This is a genomic window from Polaromonas sp. (genome assembly GCF_016185115.1).
GTDB lineage: Bacteria > Pseudomonadota > Gammaproteobacteria > Burkholderiales > Burkholderiaceae_C > Polaromonas.
On sequence record NZ_JACPOF010000029.1, the window covers coordinates 1 to 18,079 of the forward strand.

The window sequence follows — 18,079 nt, forward strand, 5'->3', positions numbered from 1 at the left end:
CCACCACGCCGTGACCCCGTTCAATGACTTGTTTGACTGCCTCAGCCTTGAATTCGGCTGTGTAGCTGACTCTCTTCATGACTTTTTCTCCTTTTCAATTTCGACCTTATCAGGTGTCTATTGAAACGGGTCAAGTCCACTGATCCTGCGCATGACGCGCGAAGAAATCGGGAGTTACCTCGGCATGAAGCTGGAAACGGTTAGCCGTACGTTTTCAAAATTCGCCGAAGACGGCATGATCGAGGTCAAGCAGCGCAACATCCATATCCTGGATGCGGATGCACTCAGACGCATCGTCAATCCGCAACAGTGTCATTGACATCCCCGGGTGATGCAGAGAGCCACAAAGCTGCTCCTGCCGCCGCCATCCCGATGAGCCAGAAACAGAAAAAAGCCATGGTGTAAATGCCCAGCCGCGTGGGTTGCGGCATCCGCCCTGGCCAATGAACTTCGCCCGGATCAACCAGCGAAAACACCAGGCCCTCCAGAAGACAGGCCGCGAGAAACCCGACCCAGACGGTCAGTGCCACCTGCCCCGTTCGTTTATCAACGGCATTCAACTCATGGTTTTTGTACAAGTTGACCTCCCGTGGCGCTGTGATTGCGACCCTGCTGCGCGGGTTGCATGGGTGGTTGGGCAGTTTTGACCTCCCGGCTTATCGCAAGACCTTCGGGATAATGGCTTTCAGGCACCACGGCATCGGGGCCTTGCAGGATGTAGGCGGCAGTCACAATACACGCCAGCACGGCTGAAACCGGTCCCGCAATCACCATCCAGACATACGGTTCCTTCCACCAGGGTCGCTGGGCGACTAAGACAGGGTGATCACCATCACGACTTGCAGAGTAATTCATGCGGTCTCCTTGGAGCGGGTTATACGGGGAGCCTACCGGGGCACAAGGAACACTGATTTTTCGGTCAACTGTTCCGGCGAAACCCCTTGCTTGGACACAAGGAACTGGATCGGGTGGGAACCGGGCGTCAGAACGCCGGGCGGGGTGCGAACGCGAACCGGCACCCAGCGGGATTCTGCGGCATCAACAGTCGCTGTTGCATCAGAAACAATCTGCGCGCCTTCAATTCCCGCCACACGAATCGAATACTGCTGGCCATGCTCGGTTGCGTTCATGATTTGCAGCCGGTACACGTTCTCTATTTCACCCTGCCCCACCATGCGGGCGATCGAGCCCCGGTCGCGCACTACATCCACCTTGAAAGACGCGCGTAGCAACAGGCTCGCCAGCATGGCGATGCTGACGGCTCCCAGCACCGCCGTATAAATCAGCACACGGGGGCGCAGCACCCTGCGGAACATGGCAGATCGCGTAAGCTTCTGGGTAATGCCGTTCTGTGTACTGTTCCGGATCAGGCCGCGCGGGTAATGCATTTTGTCCATCACGCCGTCACAGGCGTCTATGCAGGCCGAACAACTGATGCATTCGTATTGAAGACCCTCGCGGATGTCAATGCCCGTCGGGCAGACCTGCACACACAAGCCGCAATCGATACAGTCGCCCAGCCCTTTAGCGTGATATTGGGCTGGCGTCTCGCTCCTGGGGCGCGACCCCCGCGCCTCGCCCCGCGCTTCATCGTAGGTCACGATCAGCGTGTCGCGATCAAACATCGCACTCTGGAAACGGGCGTAGGGACACATGTATTTGCAGACCTGCTCACGCATGAAGCCCGCATTGCCATAGGTCGCAAAACCATAAAACAGCACCCAGAACCACTCCCACGGACCCAGCGAAAAATGAAGCACCGCCGTGGCCAGTTCCCTGATCGGCGTGAAGTAGCCCACGAACGTAAACCCGGTCCACAGGCCGACGGCAATCCACGCCGCGTGTTTTGCACTTTTGCGTGCCAGCTTGCCGGCGTTGAGCGGCCCCTGATCCAGCCGCATACGCGCCACGCGGTCACCTTCAATCTTGCGTTCAATCCACATGAATATCTCGGTGTAGACGGTTTGCGGGCAGGCGTAGCCACACCACAGCCGCCCCGCGACGGCGGTGAACAGAAACAGCGACAGCGCGCAAATGACCAGGAGCCCCGTCAGGTAAATCAGGTCCTGCGGGTAAAGCACGAGGTTAAAGATATAAAAACGCCGCGCGCCGAGGTCAAACAACATTGCCTGGCGGTCGTTGAGCGACAGCCAGGGAATCCCGTAAAACACCAGTTGCGTGGCCCAAACCATGGCCCATCGCCACTGGTTGAACCAGCCGGAAACATGGCGGGCGTAAATGCTGCGTTCCGATCTGTACAGGGAGACGACCGTCGATGAGTCGTCCGCCACGGCAATCGGAATAACTTTCCGGCCTTCCGGGTTCTCTGGATGCTTGGTTGGCAAAGTCACGCCTTTGCGGCCCTACGGTTTGGTAACCGCAGGTGCCGCAGCCGCGCCGGGCGTGGTCACCGCCACGGGAAAGCTGCTGCCAGACAGACTGAGCACATAAGCAGCCACCACGTGTATCTGGTCTGGTGTCAGTTTGGGCGACTGGGCTGGCATCGCATTGGTTTTTCCGGTCTTGATCATGTTTACAATGGCCGCCTCTCCCCAGCCATGCAGCCAGTAGTCATCGGTGAGGTTGGGTGCACCCAGCGCCTTGTTGCCCTTGCCGTCTATCCCATGGCAGGCCGCGCAGGCGGTGAACTTTGCCTTGCCTCTAAAAGCCTTGATGTCGTTGTAGGGGCTGCCAGAAAGTGAAAGCACATAGTTCGCGAGCTCGCTGAGTTCCTGCTCACCACCCACAGCAGCGGCCATGGGCGGCATCATGCCGGTACGCCCATTAGTCACCGTCTGCACAATGTGGGCCGCCGTTCTCTCCCCAAGCCAGCCCGCATTGCTGTTGGTCAGGTTGGGATAAGACTTGCTCCCCCGCGCATCTGAACCATGGCACTGGGCACAGTTGTTCATGAATACCCGCTCGCCTATTGCCAGGGCGCGTGAATCCTTCGCCAGCGCCTCCACAGGCTGAGCGGCAAATTCGGCATAAAGCGGCGCCACCTGTTTGCTCAGGTTACCGACATCCTCGCTGTGTTCACGGTCCGTGGACCATTGCAGCAGCCCTTTGTAACTGCCAAGCCCGGGAAAGATAACCAGGTAAGCCAGTGAAAAAACCACTGTGATGACAAACAGCCACATCCACCATCGCGGCAGCGGGTTGTTGAACTCGCGCAAGTCTTCGTCCCAGACGTGGCCGGTGGTGTTGTCATTGGCCTGCCCCGCCGGTGTGTTGACGGTTACCCTGCCCGCCAGCCACAAAAGAACAGCGCAGGCCAGGATGGAAACCACGCTGATGGCAGCCACATACCAAGGCCAGAACCCGTTTGTAAAGTCACTCATGTCGGCAACCCCTATTCAGACCGGAAGGGCAACTGCGCCGCATCATCAAACTGCACTTTTCTGGAAGGCTGGTAGGCCCAGACCAGGATTCCGATGAAAACCACAAACGCGGCAACAGTCACCAGGCTGCGTAAAACATTGATATCCATACGCTTGAATCCTTCTCATTTAAGTGCAAGGCCGAGGCCCTGCAGGTACGCTACCAGCGCATCCATTTCGGTTTTTCCCTGCAATTCGCCAGGCGCACTGGCGATTTGCGCGTCGGTGTAGGGAACACCTACCGCCCTCAAGGCTTTCATGTGTTGCTGGATCGAGCCTGCATCGGCGGGAGTTTTTTCCAGCCACGGATAAGCCGGCATGATCGACTCAGGCACGAGGTCCCGCGGGCTTATGAGGTGCAGGCGCTGCCAGTCATCGCTGTATTTGCCACCCACACGGTGCAGGTCCGGCCCTGTGCGCTTGCTGCCCCACTGAAAGGGGTGGTCGTAGACAAACTCACCCGCTACTGAATAGTGGCCATAACGCAGCGTCTCTGCGACCAGCGGGCGAATCATCTGCGAATGGCAGTTGTAGCAACCTTCACGCACATAGATGTCGCGCCCCGCAATCCTGAGCGGGGAATCCGGCACCATACCCTTGACGGGAAGCGTGGTTGATTTCTGGAAAAACAGCGGGACGATCTCCACCAGCCCGCCAACCGCCAGTACCAGCAGTATCAGGACGATCATCAGCCAGTTGGTGGTTTCTACTTTTTCATGTGAGAAGGACATTCGGGAGTTCTTTCAGGCCTGATTTGGTACAGCTTGCAGCGTCATGATTTATGCGTGACCGGCAACGGCCGGGATGCGGCTTTCCGATGGCTTGCCGGCCATGGCAGTCTTGGTCACGTTCCAGGCCATGATCAGCATGCCCGTGAGGTAGAGAACCCCGCCGAAGAATCGCACCATGTAAAACGGGAGGGTCGCCTTGACGCTCTCCACAAAGGTGTAGGTGAGCGAACCATCGGGGTTGATGGCGCGCCACATCAGGCCCTGCATCACACCGGCAATCCACATCGCAGCGATGTAAAGCACGATGCCTATGGTGGCGACCCAGAAGTGCGCCTCAATCGCCTTGATGCTGTGCATTTTTGTTTGCCCGAACATGCGCGGCACCAGGTAATACAGGGCACCCATCGAGATGAAGCCCACCCAACCCAGCGTGCCGCCGTGCACATGCGCAATATTCCAGTCGGTGTAGTGCGACAGTGCGTTCACGGTCTTGATGGAGAGCATCGGCCCCTCAAAGGTTGCAATACCGTAAAACGACAGCGCAACAATCATGAAACGCAGGATCGGGTCGTCGCGCAGCTTGTGCCACGCACCCGACAACGTCATCACGCCATTGATCATGCCGCCCCAGCTGGGCGCAAGAAGGATCAGGGAGAACACCATGCCCAGGGACTGCGTCCAGTCCGGCAGGGCAGTGTAATGCAGGTGATGGGGACCGGCCCACATGTAGGTGAAGATCAGGGCCCAGAAATGCACGATGGACAGACGGTAGGAGTAAACCGGCCGCTCCGCCTGCTTGGGAATGAAGTAATAAACAATGCCAAGAAAACCCGCTGTCAGAAAGAAACCGACGGCGTTATGGCCATACCACCACTGCACCATGGCATCCTGCACACCGGCGTAAGCCGAGTAGGACTTCATCCAGCCTGCGGGCACCACTGCGGCGTTCACGACGTGCAGCAATGCGACCGCAATGATGAACGCACCATAGAACCAGTTGGCGACGTAAATGTGCCGCACCTTGCGGATGCCGATGGTTCCGAAGAACACCACAGCATAGGCCACCCAGGTCAACGTGATCAGGATGGCAATGGGCCATTCGAGTTCGGCGTATTCCTTGCCGCGCGTGTAACCCATGGGCAGCGAAATCGCGGCCGCCACAATCACAGCCTGCCAGCCCCAGAAGTGAAATGCAGCCAGCTTGTCCGAGATAACGCGCACCTGGCAGGTGCGCTGCACCACGTAATAACTCGTCGCAAACAATGCGCAACCGCCGAAGGCAAAAATGGCAGCATTGGTGTGCAGCGGACGCAAACGGCCGAAAGACAGCCAGGCAATGCCGAAGTTAAGTTCGGGCCAGGTCATCTGTGCGGCAATGAAGACGCCGACCAGCATGCTGACAACCCCCCACACCACAGCCATGACCGAGAACTGACGTACCACCCGGTCGTTATAGAAACCGGCGCTTGAAGCTGACCAGTTCGCGGACCATGACCTCGTTGAGGTTGTAGAAATTACTGCGCTCATCAAAAGCCCTTTGCTTTATTGTCCAAACTGACTGAAGCAGTGTGCCGCCCAGGGGCAGAACCTGTATTGATGTGGATCAAGCTTCTCGGTCACCCCGGGGTAACGGTGGTTCCGCCGGGTCACTTGCCAGGATACGGGCGCCTTCGCTCTCAAGCTCCTCAAACTGTCCCGACCACACGGCCCACGCCAGCACACCCAGAACACCGAGCCCCAGCAAAACGGAGACTGGAATGAGCAGGAACAGGATATCCATAAATTCAGTTGCTTCCGGGTTTGAACTTCGCCAGACGCGCAGCGTTGCCAACGACCAGGAGCGAGCTCAAGGCCATGCCCAGCCCCGCCAGCCACGCCGGCAGCAACCCGCCGACGGCCAGGGGCACGCATACTGCGTTATAGGCAGCAGCCCACCAGAGGTTTTGACGCACAACCCGCATGGTGGATCGCGCGTGCCCCAGGATCGCGGGGAGCATCCCCAATTGCCCGCCAGGTACCACAAAGTCAGACTGCGCCTGCGCAAGTGGTACTGACAAACCCATGGCAATCGAGGCATGGGCACCGGCAAGTACCGGCCCATCATTCATTCCGTCGCCCACCATCAGCACTTTTCGGCCTTGCTGCTGCAACGCCTGCATGTAGGCCAGTTTGGCGCCGGGAGTACAGCCGCCCTGCAAATGATGAATATCCAGCTGTTTGCCCATACGCAATACGGCATCCGGCTGGTCACCTGAAAGCAGGTAGACCTCAATTCCCCTGGCACGCAGGGCGCTGACTGCCTGCGCCGCGTCGTCCCTTGGCGCTTCACCAAAGTCAAACCGCGCAAGCCAGCCATATTCGTCAGAAAGATAGACCTGGGGGCCGTGGCCCGGCGAGTCCTCGACGCCGCAAAACCCGGCCGAGCCCATACGGAGTCGCTCACCCCTCCCAGCACAGGGGGCGGCGCGGCATTCAAGCCCCTTCCCTGCATGCTCCTGCACATCCATCAAAGCCGGTTGTGCGGTACCCTCCCCTGCGGCCTGGACCAGTGCACGAGACAGCGGATGCAGGGAGTAGCGGGCCAAGCCGGCGGCAAGCTGCAAAGCTTCATGCGCGCTGATGCAGCTACGCGTGCGGGTGTCCCGCAAACCCATCCCTGCCTCCGTCAAGGTACCCGTCTTGTCAAATATCACCGTATCGATGTCAGCAAGCACTTCCAGTGCTTGCATGCGACGGACCAGCACCCCGTTACGGGCCAGCAGCCCAGCAGACGTGAGCATCGCAGCCGGCGTCGCAAGCGAAAGCGCACATGGGCATGTCACTATCAGTACAGCCACCGCAGCCATCAATGCCCGCGCCGGGTCGGTGTTCCACCAAAAGACGGCAGCGCCAGCGGACGCAAGCAATACGAACCACAGAAACGGACGCGCGACCCTGTCAGCAAGCATGGCCAGCCGGGGCTTATCCACAGCAGCGCGAGCCATCAGCGCCACAATCTGGGCATACAGCGTGGCGCTGCCCAAGCTGAAGACGCGGACCTGGACTGCTGCCGAAAGGTTGTAACTGCCCGCCATGACGTCGGCACCCTCTGCCCTGGGCACAGCTGTCGACTCGCCTGTAAGCATGGCTTCATCAACGAAGGTCTCACCCGCGACTATGGTGCCGTCGGCCGGGAAAGCCTCGCCAGGCAATACTCGGATCACATCGCCACGCCGCAGGCGCCTGGCAGCAACCCGTTCAAACTGGCCATCCAGGCCGAGTCGCTCAATGCTGTCTGGCAGCCGCCGCGACAGCAAGTCCAGCGAACCGGCCGTGCGAGCACGCAGGCGCTGCTCCAGCCAGCGTCCGCTGAGCAGGAAGAACACAAACATGGTCAGCGAATCGAAATAAACCTCATGGCCCCACCAGCCCCTGGGTTCAAATGTTGCCGCAGTGCTGACGGCGAAGGTCACGGCGATTCCGAGAGCCACCGGAAGGTCCATGCTGATGCTTCGATGCCTGAGGTCACGCAGCGCCGTGACGAAGAATGGCCTGCACGAGAACAACACCACAGGCAGGCTCAGCAGCCATGAGGCCCAGCGCAGCAGCTTCTCGATATCAGGGGTGATATCCCCCGGCGCCGAAAAATAACCAGGTGCGGCGTACATCATGACCTGCATCATGCAAAACCCTGCGACCAGCCACCGCCAGAGCATAAGGCGGGCTTCCTGCCGCTCAACGTCGCGCGAAAACGCATCTGAAGCCGGCGAGAGTTCATAGCCCAGAGCACGCGGTACAGCCATCCACTCCGATGGGCGGGTATCTGCAGGGCACCAGGTGACGCTTGCACGCCTGCTCGCGGCACTGACGCGCGCGGCCCTCACACCCCGAATACCGAGAAGCGATTGCTCAAGCGTGAGCGAACAGGCAGCACAGTGCATGCCGCGCACCGTGACCTGCGACTCCCATGTCTCGGTTGAACCGGACGGCGAACCTTCGCAGCGGCGACTGAACAGGTCCCACTCGTGCGGGTCATCAAATACCAGCAGCGTGGCATCCGCCTTGTGTGGGTCCGCCGGCAGGTATCTGTGGGAGTCAGGCAGGGAGGCGGCAACTTGCATGCTGCAACGGTAAGCCCGGGCACGTGCGTACATATTGACCTACATCAAATCAGACGCCCTGAGCTCCGACTATGGTCGAACCATCATCAATAAAGGAGACCCCGTGTACAAAAGCATTCTTATAGCCACCGACGGATCCACATTGTCAAAAAAAGCTGTTTCTGAAGGTATCTCGCTGGCGGCGCTGACGGGCGCAGAAATCACAGTCCTGAAGGTGGTCGCGCGCTACCCGGTAAGTTATTTCGAGGGTGGGTCTGCCATTTCCAGCAGTCAGGTTGCCGCCACCGAAAAACAGTGGGCAGACGCAGCAAACGCCGTGGTGCAGGCAGTCAAGGCGACGGCTGAAGCCAAAGGCGTCAAGGCAAGGGCCATCACAAAGATGTCTGACCTGGTCGCGGAATCCATCATTTCAGCGGCCAAAAAACACAAATGCGACCTGATCGTGATGGCCTCACACGGCAGAAAAGGCGTCAAAAGGCTTTTGATGGGCAGCGAAACCCAGCATGTTTTGACACACAGCACCGTTCCGGTGCTGGTCCTGCGCTGACAATCCGCAAGGTAGTCCATGAAGATACTGTTCGCAGCTGACGGTAGCCGGTATACGAAAAAGGCATTAGCTTTTTTGGTCACGCATGAGACGCTGGCAAACCCTGATGCAGAACTCATCGTGCTGAACATCCAGCCTGCCGTATCGCCCCGGGTACGCGCCATGGCTGGCGCCGGCATGGTCTATCAATGGCAAAAAGACGAGGCGATGGCCGTGCTTGATCCTATCGGGACATTCCTGCAGCGCCACAAAATTCGCTACAAATGCAGCTGGGCAGTCGGCCCTGCCGCAGCGAAAATCGTGCAGACCGCTGAAAAAGAAAAAGTGCACATGATCGTCATGGGCACACATGGTCACGGGGTCGTAGGCCGGGCCCTGCTCGGCAGCGTGTCGCAACGCGTCCTCAGCGATGCGGGCGTCCCCGTGTTACTGGTGAAGTGATCTGCGGGTGAAGTGATTCAGGCAAAAAGGTTCTTGTGCTGCTCCCTGAGCAGGTTTTTCTGAACCTTGCCCATGGTGTTTCGCGGCAGCTCGTCAACCACAAAGCACTGTTTGGGTATCTTGAAATTGGCGAGCTTTGACTTGAGGCTTGCCACAATCTGACCCGGATCAACCGCAGCGCCTGGCTTTGAAGTCACCACGGCCACACCCACCTCGCCAAAGTCCGGGTGCGGCACACCCACCAGTGCACTCTCGGCCACGCCCGGCATGTCGTTGATGTAACCCTCGATCTCTGCCGGGTAGACGTTATAGCCACCGCTGATGATGAGGTCCTTGCTGCGGCCCACAATGGTGATGTAGCCTCGCTCGTCAATTTTCCCGACATCGCCGGTTTTGAAGTAACCGTCTTCCGTGAACTCCTCTTTTGTTTTTTCGGGCATGCGCCAGTAGCCCTTGAAAACATTCGGCCCCTTCACCTGGATGCCGCCAATTTCGCCTGTGGGCATGGTCTGGCCATCATCACCCTGAACGCGCAGGCTGACACCGGGCAAGGCAAAGCCCACAGTACCGCCGCGTCGCTCGCCGCCCTGGTAGGGGTTTGAGGTCAGCATGGCCGTCTCGGACATGCCATACCGCTCCAGAATGGTGTGACCGGTACGGTCTTTCCATTCGTTAAAAGTCTCAATCAATAGTGGTGCAGAACCGGCGACGAACAAACGCATGTTGCGGCAGGCCTGCTTGTCCAGACCCGGTTCGGCCAGCAGCCGGACATACAGCGTAGGCACACCCATGAAGACCGTCGCTTCCGGCAGTTTTTTGACGATCAGCCTTGGGTCGAATTTCGATAGCCAGATCATCTTGCTGCCGTTGATCAACGCGCCGTGCAGCGCCACAAACAGGCCATGCACATGAAAAATCGGCAGCGCATGGATCAGCACGTCACCGGGCTTCCAGCCCCAGTAATCCTTGAGCACCAGCGCATTGCTCAGCAGGTTGCCATGCGAGAGCATGGCGCCCTTGCTGCGCCCCGTGGTACCACTGGTGTAAAGAATGGCCGCCATGTCATCGGCGCTTTTGACAAACGCCATCTCGTGTTTATCGCTGCAGTGCGCCGCACGCTCAAGCAGCGAGCCGGTGCGGTCATCGTCCAGCGTGAACACATTGTGCGTACCCGCCTTGAAGGCGATCTTGCTGACCCAGCCGAAGTTCTTTTTGGAGCACACCACCACTGCCGGCTCGGCATTGCCAATGAAATACTCGATCTCCGCGCTCTGGTAGGCGGTATTGAGCGGCAGGAAAACATACCCGGCCCTCAAGGTTGCCAGGTAGAGCATCACCGCCTCGACGGATTTTTCGACCTGTACCGCAACCCGCGAACCCGCCGGCAATTTGAGCGATACCAGCAGGTTGGCAATCATGGCCGTCGAGCGGTCCAGGTCGCGCCATGAATAGTTCAGCCCGTCACCGGTTTCAATGGCGACAGCATCAAGGTCAGAGGGAAAGGCGGCACGCAGGGCAGCGAACAGGTTATTGTTTTTCATGGTTCAGGTAGTCAAAAGATGGTCAATTCAGGCGGCAAAACGCGCAGGACGCTTTTCAGTGAAGGCGGCAACCCCTTCCCTGTGTTCGGGCGAGTCTGCATAGGCGTAGGCATTCAGAGCAAGGTCATTCAGGCCTTGGGGATGTGTGCGCAAGGCGCGAAAAGTCTGCTTGTTCAGCCGCGCGGCAACCGGCGCGAGCGCAAGCATGCGGCTGACCAGCGCGTCGGTAGTGGCTGGCAGAGCGGCATCGGCCACCACCGAATTGAGAAAACCCCGCAGCTTCATCTCGGATGCTTCGAGCACCGCCGCAGACAGCAACAATTCACGCGCCGTCAACTCACCCACAGCATTGAGCACCAGTGCAGCCTCACGCGGCGCCATGGGGAAACCGAGTTTCGCAATCGGCGCGCCGAAGCGGGCGGACTCACCAGCGATACGCATGTCGCAGCAACTGGAAATTTCAAGGCCTGCACCCATGCAGTTGCCGCTGATCTGCGCCACGATGGGCACATCACAATCGAGCATGGCCTGCAAGCCGCCCCAGACCTCGTTTTCATGGAAGTCACTCAGCGACTGCTCGGCAAAACGGAAATCCCCATACTCGGAAATATCGCCGCCGGAACAAAAATGCCCGCCGTCGCCGCTGATGAGTGCGCATCGGATCCGGCGATCCTCATGGATGGCAGTGAACGCAGACCGAAGCTCACGCCACATCGCACGCGACATGGCGTTGAACTTGCCGGGGTGGGAGAGTGTGACCCGCGCAAGCGGGCCGGTCATCTGCAGGGAAACGGTGCCAGTCATTAAAAAATGCTTCTTTCAATATTCTCCAGATGCGAACCCCGAAGCACCCGCATCCTGAATGAAAAAGCATAACTTCAAATCGGTTATTCCAGTTTGGCGCCCGATGCCTTGACAACGGCCGTCCAGCGTTTGACTTCACCGCTGACAAAAGCACCGAACTGGACGGGCGTCAGGTTGCCGAATTCAGCACCGTTGCTGGCCCAGATGGCCTTGAGTTCGTCGGTATTGGCGGCCTTGCGCAGGTCTTCGACGATGCGGGCCTGCACATCGGCCGGCGTGCCTTTGGGCGCCCACATGCCATACCAGGTTGTTACGGTGTAATCGGGCAGGCCCAGCTCGCCGGCGCATGGTACGTCGGGGAAAGCCGGGTTACGTTTGGTACCCGAGACCATCAACGCCTTGATACGGCCGCCCTTGATATGCGCGGCAGACGAGCCAAGTCCATCAAACATCATGTCGACATTTCCCGAGATCAAATCCTGCAGGGCCGGGCCTGCGCCGCGATAAGGGATGTGCGTGATGAAGGTGCGGGTCTGCTGCTTGAACAACTCGCCAGCCAGGTGATGCGACGTGCCTGCACCGGCCGAGCCATAGTTGTATCTGCCGGGAGACTTGCGAACTGCTTCAATGTAAGTCTTGAAATCTGCAAATGGCATGTTGCGGGGGTTGACCACCAGCACCTGGGGCACATTGGCCAGCAGGGCCAGCGGCACAAAATCCTTCTCGATGTCGTAATCAAGTTTGGGGTACATCGACGGCGCAATGGTGTGGTGAACCGCCCCCATGAACAGCGTGTAGCCATCTGGTGCCGCCTTGGCCGCAATGCTGGCGCCCAGCGTGCCGCCTGCACCCCCGCGGTTGTCGATGATGAGCTGCTTGCCCGTCAGCTTGGCAAACTGGCCGGAGAGCGGCCTTGCAAAAGCATCGGTGCCGCCGCCGGCGGGAAAAGGCACGATCACCGTCACCGGTTTGACCGGCCAGCCGGATTGGGCATGGCTGCCCATTGAAAGTACCGCAAGACCCGCCGCGCCGGCACGGAGCACATCGCGCCGGTTACCCATCATGTCCATCGTGTAATTCATCTTTGTCTCCTGTCGTTATTAAAAGCAAATCGTCTGTCCAGCCATGGACCACTCGCACTCTTCAAATATACAAATCCTCAATATCGCCCGATACGGGGACTTTCCCCTGAGAAAGCAGCAGCCTGTGCTTGTCCAGGCGCTTCAGGTCATAGAGGTAATTGACCATCAGGCCATAAGACTGTTTCACGCCCTTGGCTGAGGGGTCACCAGCCCAGTTCAGACGCTCGACTCGTGCGCCGTTGCCAAGGTGGAACTTCGCCACCGCATCGACGGGTTTGCCATCGTCCATGGCCTGGCCAAGATAGTGCGCTGCGCAACGCAACAGCGTCAGGCGCACGGGTGACTTTTCAGGCAGGGCCAGAACATCGTCCGTCGCACCCAGAAAATGCCCGGCCGTCGGGGGCTCAAAGCCCACCGCCCGCCCCAGCGCTGCGAGCGATTTTTCATCGAGCTTTTCAATCATGGCTGCTGCGTTTTTATTCAGCCAGCTGCGAAACCCGGGAATGGGTGAAAGCGTCGCAAAGGTCTTGAGCCGGGGAAATTCCTCCTTGAGGGTTTCCACCACCCGCTTGATCAGTGAATCACCAAAACTCACACCCCTGAGCCCGGCCTGCGTGTTGCTGATGGAGTAAAAAATGGCCGTGGTCGCCTTGCCGAGATCCGCGGCATCTGCCGATTCATCAAGCAGCGGCGTGATGCAGTCAGACATCTCGTCAACCAGCGCAACCTCCACAAAAATCAGTGGGTCATCGGGCAGGCGTGGATGAAAGAACCCGTAACAGCGGCGGTCTGAATCCAGCCGGTTTTTGACATCCGACCAGCTCTTGATGTCATGCACCGCTTCGTATTTGATGAGTTTTTCAATCAGCGATGCAGGCGAGTCCCAGCTGATGCGGCGAAGCTCCAGAAAACCAACGTCGAACCATGTCGAGAACATGTACTCCATCTCGACATCGAGTGCCTGCAGTCGCCTGTCAGCCTTCAGGTACGGCAACATGTCGGCGCGCAGGTCGACAAGGAAACGTATGCCCTCGGGAAATGCGCTGAAACGCTGCAGCAAACGCCGGCGCGGCGACACAGTTGCGCGGCGATAGCGCACCTCGGCCACCGCTTCGTCGGGCGTGCCCACAGCAGCGGCGAATTGCGCCTGCGCCAGCTTTGTTTTCTGCGCATCGGCAACGAACTGCTCGCTCATCAGGAGCCACATGTCACGCCTCTCGTTCGGCGCCGCCTTTGCATACCAGCCTGCTACGCCCATGGCGCGCCGTCCGCCTTCGACCTCGCTCACACGCGGGTCAACGATGGCCTGCAACTCCTGCAGGGTACGGCGCAATACGCGCGGCGACAGGGCCTCTTCTTTTTGCCGCAGGGTGGCCTCCAGGCGTTCGCGCGTGCTGCGGCCGGCAGGCAATGCGTCCTGCGCCACCGCTTTTTTCGCGGCAGGCTCTCCCGCTGCTTTCGGCGCCTTCTTGTCACCCGCCAGGAGCGAGACGCTGCGGTTGAGCCAGTCAGCTGCGGTCATGATGCAATCCTCGAAGGCTTCTGGCTGCGCGCCAGCTCACGCAGGGCTTCGCGCTGGCGCGTGAGGTGCGTACGCATGGCCGCTTCGGCACCTTCGCTGTCGCGGCTTTTAAGTGCGGCAAACACCGTCATGTGTTCGGACAGGCTTTGCGCCAGCCGCCCCTGCGCGCCCAGAGATTGCAAGCGCGACAGCTTGAGTATCTTGCGCAGGTCGGCAATCGCCTGGGCCAGCCAGCGGTTGTTGGCCAGCGTGATGATGGCTTCGTGGATCAGGTAGTTGGTGGCGTAGTAATCGGTAATGCGCCCCGCCTTCGCATGGCCATTCAGCCTGTCGTGCAGGAGGGTGAGTTCAACCAGGTCGGCATCGGTCGCGTTGCGCGCGGCCTCATAGGCACAACGCCCTTCGAGCAAGGCAATCACGGGGAAGATATCGTCGAGATCCTGCTCGGTCACCTCGTTGACAAAACAGCCGCGCCGCGGCTCGTGGCGCAGCAGGCCCTCGGCAGTCAGCACTTTCAGCGCTTCGCGCAGCGGTGTGCGCGAAATCTCCAGCCGCTCGCAAAGCGCCACCTCATCAAGAAAGCTGCCCGGGGCCAATGTGCCCGCGAAGATCTCCTCGCGCAGCGTGGCAGCGACTTCATGGTGCAGTGAATTCTGGACTGGGCGCATGTTGGCAGGCTGTTGTTTCAGGTTCTATTTGCGGCTCTATTTCGGGATCTCGTTAGCCCCAGCTTAGCATCGCCGGAAGGTCATTATTTTAAGTAATTACCCGTAATTATGATAATTTCAAAGCCGGTTGCAATGCTTTTTTTGATCTCCAGAAACAGGGGTTGCCAATCTGCCACATCTGCACCGCGCTCATGTCACATCCACGCAAATGCGCGTCATGACCCGTGCCCAATGCGGCCGAATCAGAACAGCAGGACGACTGCCCTTGCTTCCATCGCCAGCCCCTGCCCCACAGGGCCAAGCTTTTCGGCGGTCTTGGCCTTGACGTTGACGCGGCTTACATCCAGACCCAGCGCCCCCGCGATTTTCTCTCGCATGGCCGCAATGTGGGGCGCGAGTTTGGGCGCCTGGGCAATCACGGTGCTGTCGATGTTGCCTATGCGCAGGCCGCGCCCTGCGAGCATCCGGCCGGTTTCCTTGAGCAGCACCATGGAGTCAGAGCCCTTGAAACGGGCATCGGTATCAGGGAAGTGCGAGCCGATGTCGCCCAGCCCTGCTGCACCCAGCAAGGCATCAATGATGGCGTGCGCCAGCAGGTCGGCATCTGAATGACCCAGCAGGCCGGCTGCATGGGGAATCTCGACCCCGCCGATGATGAGCTTGCGTCCGGGGACCAGTGCGTGGGTGTCCCAGCCTTCGCCAATACGGATGTTCGGGAAATCTGGCGTACTCATGTGTTTTCTTGTTCCTTCAGTTCTTCAGGGCTTGCCTGCCCGCGAGGATGGCCTCTGCCAGCGCAAAGTCTTCGGGATAAGTCACCTTGAAATTCTGCGCGCTGCCCGCGACCAGTTTGGGCGACAGGCCTGCCAGTTCCATGGCACTGGATTCATCGGTCACATTGTCCCCTGCAGCCTGCAATGCCTTGACCAGCGCACCGATACGAAACATCTGGGGGGTTTGCGCCAGGAATTTTCCTGAACGGTCAATGGTGGCGGTCACACGGCCAAATGCCCCGCTCTTGAGCGTGTCGGGCAAGGCCTGTGCCAGCAGGCCCCCCACCTCATCGCCCATGCACGCATCTACAAGCGCCAGAATTTGCGCGGGGGTGACGAGACAGCGCGCGGCATCGTGTACCAGCACCCAGTCGGTGGGCTGCGCACCACCCTGCCCCATCATGGCCTGCAGGCCATTGAGCACCGTCGCCGCGCGGGTCGGGCCGCCTGCAGAAAGAAGCATGTCGAGAGGCCGGTTGAAATCCGGGCAGGCTTTCGGGAAGGCATCGTCATCCGGTGAGATCACTACGCACAAACCCGAGAGCAGATCGCCAAGGCCCCGAAAGGCTTCAACCGTATGCGCCACCATGGACTTGCCGAGGATGGGCCGGTATTGCTTGGGACCCATATGGTCGGGGTGGGTGCCGGCGCGGCTGCCATTGCCTGCACAGGGAATCAGCGCATACAGGCGTATTTTTTGTGCAGGGGTATTCATGTGTCAACGGATTCTAGGCTGAGGGGCCTGGGCCTCATATCACGGTCAAAGATTCCTTCACACGACCCGGGTTGTAAGATAAAACGCATGAAAAAACAGCTCGCCGCGCTCAAAACCGCAGTGGCCATGGTGGCACTTCTAGCCTTCGCAGCCACCGCACAGGCTCCGGGCGAAGTCCGTGTGGCGCTTGTCATCGGCAACAGCGCCTACATCAGCGCACCAAAGCTGTTAAACCCGGCCAACGATGCCAAAGCCATGGGTGACACGCTGCGGGGTTTGGGCTTTACGGTGGTCGAGTTGCGCGACGGCAGCAAGGCGCAGATGGCGGAGGCCATAGCAAAAGTGCGTGATGCACTCAAGGGCAAACAGGGCATCGGCATGCTGTATTACGCCGGCCACGGCCTGCAGATGGATGCACGCAACTACATGGTGCCTGTGGATGCAAAGATGGGTAAATCGGCCGATGTGGCACCGCAGACTGTGGATGTTGGCAGCGTCATTGATGCCTTCAAGGGCGCCGGCAACCGCATGAACATACTTGTATTGGACGCCTGCCGTGACAACCCGTTTGGCGGCATCACCACAGGCAAAGGCCTGGCGCCACTCGATGCACCCAGCGGCACCTTCCTGGCCTACGCCACGGCACCGGGCAATGTGGCCGAAGACGGGAACGTCAAGACCGGCAATGGCCTGTACACGCAATACCTGTTGCAGGAACTGAAAAAACCGCAGGCCAACATTGAGAGCGTGTTCAAGCGCGTGCGCTTTGCTGTGCGCAAGGCTTCCAGCGGCAGGCAGATCCCGTGGGAATCGACCAGCCTTGAAGACGACTTCCAGTTCAATGATGGCAGGATAGTTGCCGCCATCAAACCGACCGCGCAGCAGTTGCAGGCTGAATTCAACCTGGAGGCCCAGGACTGGGACCGCATCAAGACCAGTACCAACCCCGACGACTTCTTTGCGTTCGTACAGAAATATCCCAAAGGCACCATCACGGATGCCGCCCACGCCCGGTTGAACATGCTTTCCAGACCGGCGCTGACCGTGCAGGGAGCCACCGCCGACGGGAAGGACCAGCCTTACGTGCCATCGAAATTCCGGCAAGGCGACGTCTATGAAACCATCGAGGTCAACGAAGAAGGTGATCGCTCCAGAGTCACCACAACCGTCAGAAAAGTTCAAGCCGACCGCGCCGAGGTCACCACCGAATACGCAGTCCCCGGCGTCAGGGTTTTGCGGCTAAAGATGTACGAGCCCCGCGGCGGATTCAAATTCTCGGGGCTGATCACGCGGGGCCAGAATTACGACCCGGCGATGGACTATGACGCGATGTACAGCAAACCGTTTACCGACGACTCGACTTTCATGCCGCAGCAGCGGTTCGACCCGCCGCAGTCTTACGTCCCTGATGGATTGCTGCAGGTGGGCCGCAAATGGACCTCGGCCTACCGCACGCTTTCGAGCACGGGCGAAGTATTGTGGACAGTGACGGAGCAGGGACGCGTGACCGCGCGCGAAAAAATCCGGGTCCAGGCCGGGGAGTTCGAAGCCTTCCGGGTGGAATCCGGTGGACAAAATATCAACCTCAAAGGCATCGAGCGGGCCATGCCATCCACCGTGATGTGGGTGGTTCCCGACCTGCCCTTTCCCGTCAAGATGGAGAGTGTGCGCACCTTGCCCAACGGCAGCACACGGCGCTCGTCGTTCGAAATGGCAAAAATCACCCACAGCAGCTGAAGATCCAACCGGCATCTGCCCCCTACAAGGCCGCGATG

19 protein-coding genes and 1 pseudogene are annotated in these 18,079 nt (G+C 59.3%); 4 read left to right on the forward strand and 16 right to left on the reverse strand.

Translation table 11 applies throughout. The features are described 5' to 3' along the window. Window positions 1–139: 139 nt before the first annotated feature. A pseudogene (locus HYX42_RS18835) lies at window positions 140–319 on the forward strand (helix-turn-helix domain-containing protein); the annotation flags it as partial. Here the strand turns inward: HYX42_RS18835 and HYX42_RS18840 are convergent. The 9 genes from HYX42_RS18840 to HYX42_RS18880 all read right to left on the reverse strand — a co-directional run bounded on the left by HYX42_RS18840 (window position 297) and on the right by HYX42_RS18880 (window position 8,211). Next, window positions 297–578 (reverse strand): hypothetical protein, encoded by a 282-nt coding sequence (locus tag HYX42_RS18840; protein ID WP_293406011.1) that lies wholly within the window; start codon window positions 576–578, stop codon window positions 297–299. The pseudogene HYX42_RS18835 and the gene HYX42_RS18840 overlap by 23 nt on opposite strands. Beyond that, window positions 562–855 (reverse strand): nitrogen fixation protein FixH, encoded by a 294-nt coding sequence (locus HYX42_RS18845; RefSeq protein ID WP_293406013.1) that lies wholly within the window; start codon window positions 853–855, stop codon window positions 562–564. Before HYX42_RS18845 ends, HYX42_RS18840 begins: the two co-directional genes overlap by 17 nt. Before the next feature lie 32 nt (window positions 856–887). Then, window positions 888–2,345, reverse strand: coding sequence for a cytochrome c oxidase accessory protein CcoG (gene ccoG, locus HYX42_RS18850; protein WP_293406798.1), 1,458 nt, complete (start codon window positions 2,343–2,345; stop codon window positions 888–890). An 18-nt stretch (window positions 2,346–2,363) separates the two neighbouring features. Continuing rightward, window positions 2,364–3,341 carry a cytochrome-c oxidase, cbb3-type subunit III gene (gene ccoP, locus HYX42_RS18855; protein WP_293406015.1) on the reverse strand — a complete coding sequence of 326 codons (978 nt, stop codon included), beginning with the start codon at window positions 3,339–3,341 and terminating at the stop codon, window positions 2,364–2,366. A gap of 11 nt (window positions 3,342–3,352) precedes the next feature. Further along, window positions 3,353–3,490: a cbb3-type cytochrome c oxidase subunit 3 gene (locus tag HYX42_RS18860; RefSeq protein ID WP_293406018.1), complete on the reverse strand. Its 138-nt coding sequence runs from the start codon at window positions 3,488–3,490 to the stop codon at window positions 3,353–3,355. A 15-nt stretch (window positions 3,491–3,505) separates the two neighbouring features. After that, window positions 3,506–4,111 (reverse strand): cytochrome-c oxidase, cbb3-type subunit II, encoded by a 606-nt coding sequence (gene ccoO / locus HYX42_RS18865; protein WP_293406020.1) that lies wholly within the window; start codon window positions 4,109–4,111, stop codon window positions 3,506–3,508. Window positions 4,112–4,159: 48 nt separating this feature from the next. Beyond that, a complete protein-coding gene (gene ccoN / locus HYX42_RS18870) occupies window positions 4,160–5,638 on the reverse strand; it encodes a cytochrome-c oxidase, cbb3-type subunit I (RefSeq protein WP_293406022.1) in 1,479 nt (492 codons plus the stop codon). A 76-nt stretch (window positions 5,639–5,714) separates the two neighbouring features. After that, on the reverse strand, window positions 5,715–5,891 hold the full coding sequence (gene ccoS / locus HYX42_RS18875) for a cbb3-type cytochrome oxidase assembly protein CcoS (RefSeq protein WP_293406024.1): 177 nt from the start codon (window positions 5,889–5,891) through the stop codon (window positions 5,715–5,717). Window positions 5,892–5,895: 4 nt separating this feature from the next. After that, window positions 5,896–8,211: a cation-translocating P-type ATPase gene (locus tag HYX42_RS18880; RefSeq protein WP_293406027.1), complete on the reverse strand. Its 2,316-nt coding sequence runs from the start codon at window positions 8,209–8,211 to the stop codon at window positions 5,896–5,898. Window positions 8,212–8,314: 103 nt separating this feature from the next. On the opposite strand from HYX42_RS18880, the gene HYX42_RS18885 reads away from it, so the two are divergent. Further along, window positions 8,315–8,758, forward strand: coding sequence for a universal stress protein (locus HYX42_RS18885; RefSeq protein WP_293406029.1), 444 nt, complete (start codon window positions 8,315–8,317; stop codon window positions 8,756–8,758). Between the two features lie 18 nt (window positions 8,759–8,776). Continuing rightward, window positions 8,777–9,199 carry a universal stress protein gene (locus HYX42_RS18890; RefSeq protein WP_293406031.1) on the forward strand — a complete coding sequence of 141 codons (423 nt, stop codon included), beginning with the start codon at window positions 8,777–8,779 and terminating at the stop codon, window positions 9,197–9,199. Between the two features lie 17 nt (window positions 9,200–9,216). Here HYX42_RS18890 and HYX42_RS18895 read toward each other — a convergent pair whose 3' ends face one another. From HYX42_RS18895 to ispD, 7 genes are all read right to left on the reverse strand, one after another. Continuing rightward, on the reverse strand, window positions 9,217–10,740 hold the full coding sequence (locus HYX42_RS18895; RefSeq protein ID WP_293406033.1) for a malonyl-CoA synthase: 1,524 nt from the start codon (window positions 10,738–10,740) through the stop codon (window positions 9,217–9,219). Window positions 10,741–10,767: 27 nt separating this feature from the next. After that, window positions 10,768–11,544, reverse strand: coding sequence for an enoyl-CoA hydratase-related protein (locus HYX42_RS18900; protein ID WP_293406035.1), 777 nt, complete (start codon window positions 11,542–11,544; stop codon window positions 10,768–10,770). 83 nt (window positions 11,545–11,627) lie between these two features. Next, window positions 11,628–12,626: a tripartite tricarboxylate transporter substrate binding protein gene (locus HYX42_RS18905; protein WP_293406037.1), complete on the reverse strand. Its 999-nt coding sequence runs from the start codon at window positions 12,624–12,626 to the stop codon at window positions 11,628–11,630. Window positions 12,627–12,687: 61 nt separating this feature from the next. Further along, window positions 12,688–14,148, reverse strand: a complete 1,461-nt coding sequence (locus HYX42_RS18910) for a malonyl-CoA decarboxylase (protein WP_293406039.1) — start codon at window positions 14,146–14,148, stop codon at window positions 12,688–12,690. Continuing rightward, the gene (locus HYX42_RS18915) at window positions 14,145–14,816 is read right to left on the reverse strand and encodes a GntR family transcriptional regulator (RefSeq protein WP_293406041.1); all 672 of its coding nucleotides are present in this window, start codon (window positions 14,814–14,816) and stop codon (window positions 14,145–14,147) included. The genes HYX42_RS18910 and HYX42_RS18915 overlap by 4 nt, the downstream gene beginning before the upstream one ends. Before the next feature lie 242 nt (window positions 14,817–15,058). After that, a complete protein-coding gene (ispF, locus tag HYX42_RS18920) occupies window positions 15,059–15,550 on the reverse strand; it encodes a 2-C-methyl-D-erythritol 2,4-cyclodiphosphate synthase (RefSeq protein WP_293406043.1) in 492 nt (163 codons plus the stop codon). Window positions 15,551–15,566: 16 nt separating this feature from the next. Then, window positions 15,567–16,304: a 2-C-methyl-D-erythritol 4-phosphate cytidylyltransferase gene (ispD, locus tag HYX42_RS18925; RefSeq protein WP_293406045.1), complete on the reverse strand. Its 738-nt coding sequence runs from the start codon at window positions 16,302–16,304 to the stop codon at window positions 15,567–15,569. Window positions 16,305–16,391: 87 nt separating this feature from the next. On the opposite strand from ispD, the gene HYX42_RS18930 reads away from it, so the two are divergent. Next, the gene (locus HYX42_RS18930) at window positions 16,392–18,041 is read left to right on the forward strand and encodes a caspase family protein (protein ID WP_293406047.1); all 1,650 of its coding nucleotides are present in this window, start codon (window positions 16,392–16,394) and stop codon (window positions 18,039–18,041) included. The last annotated feature ends 38 nt before the right edge of the window (window positions 18,042–18,079 follow it).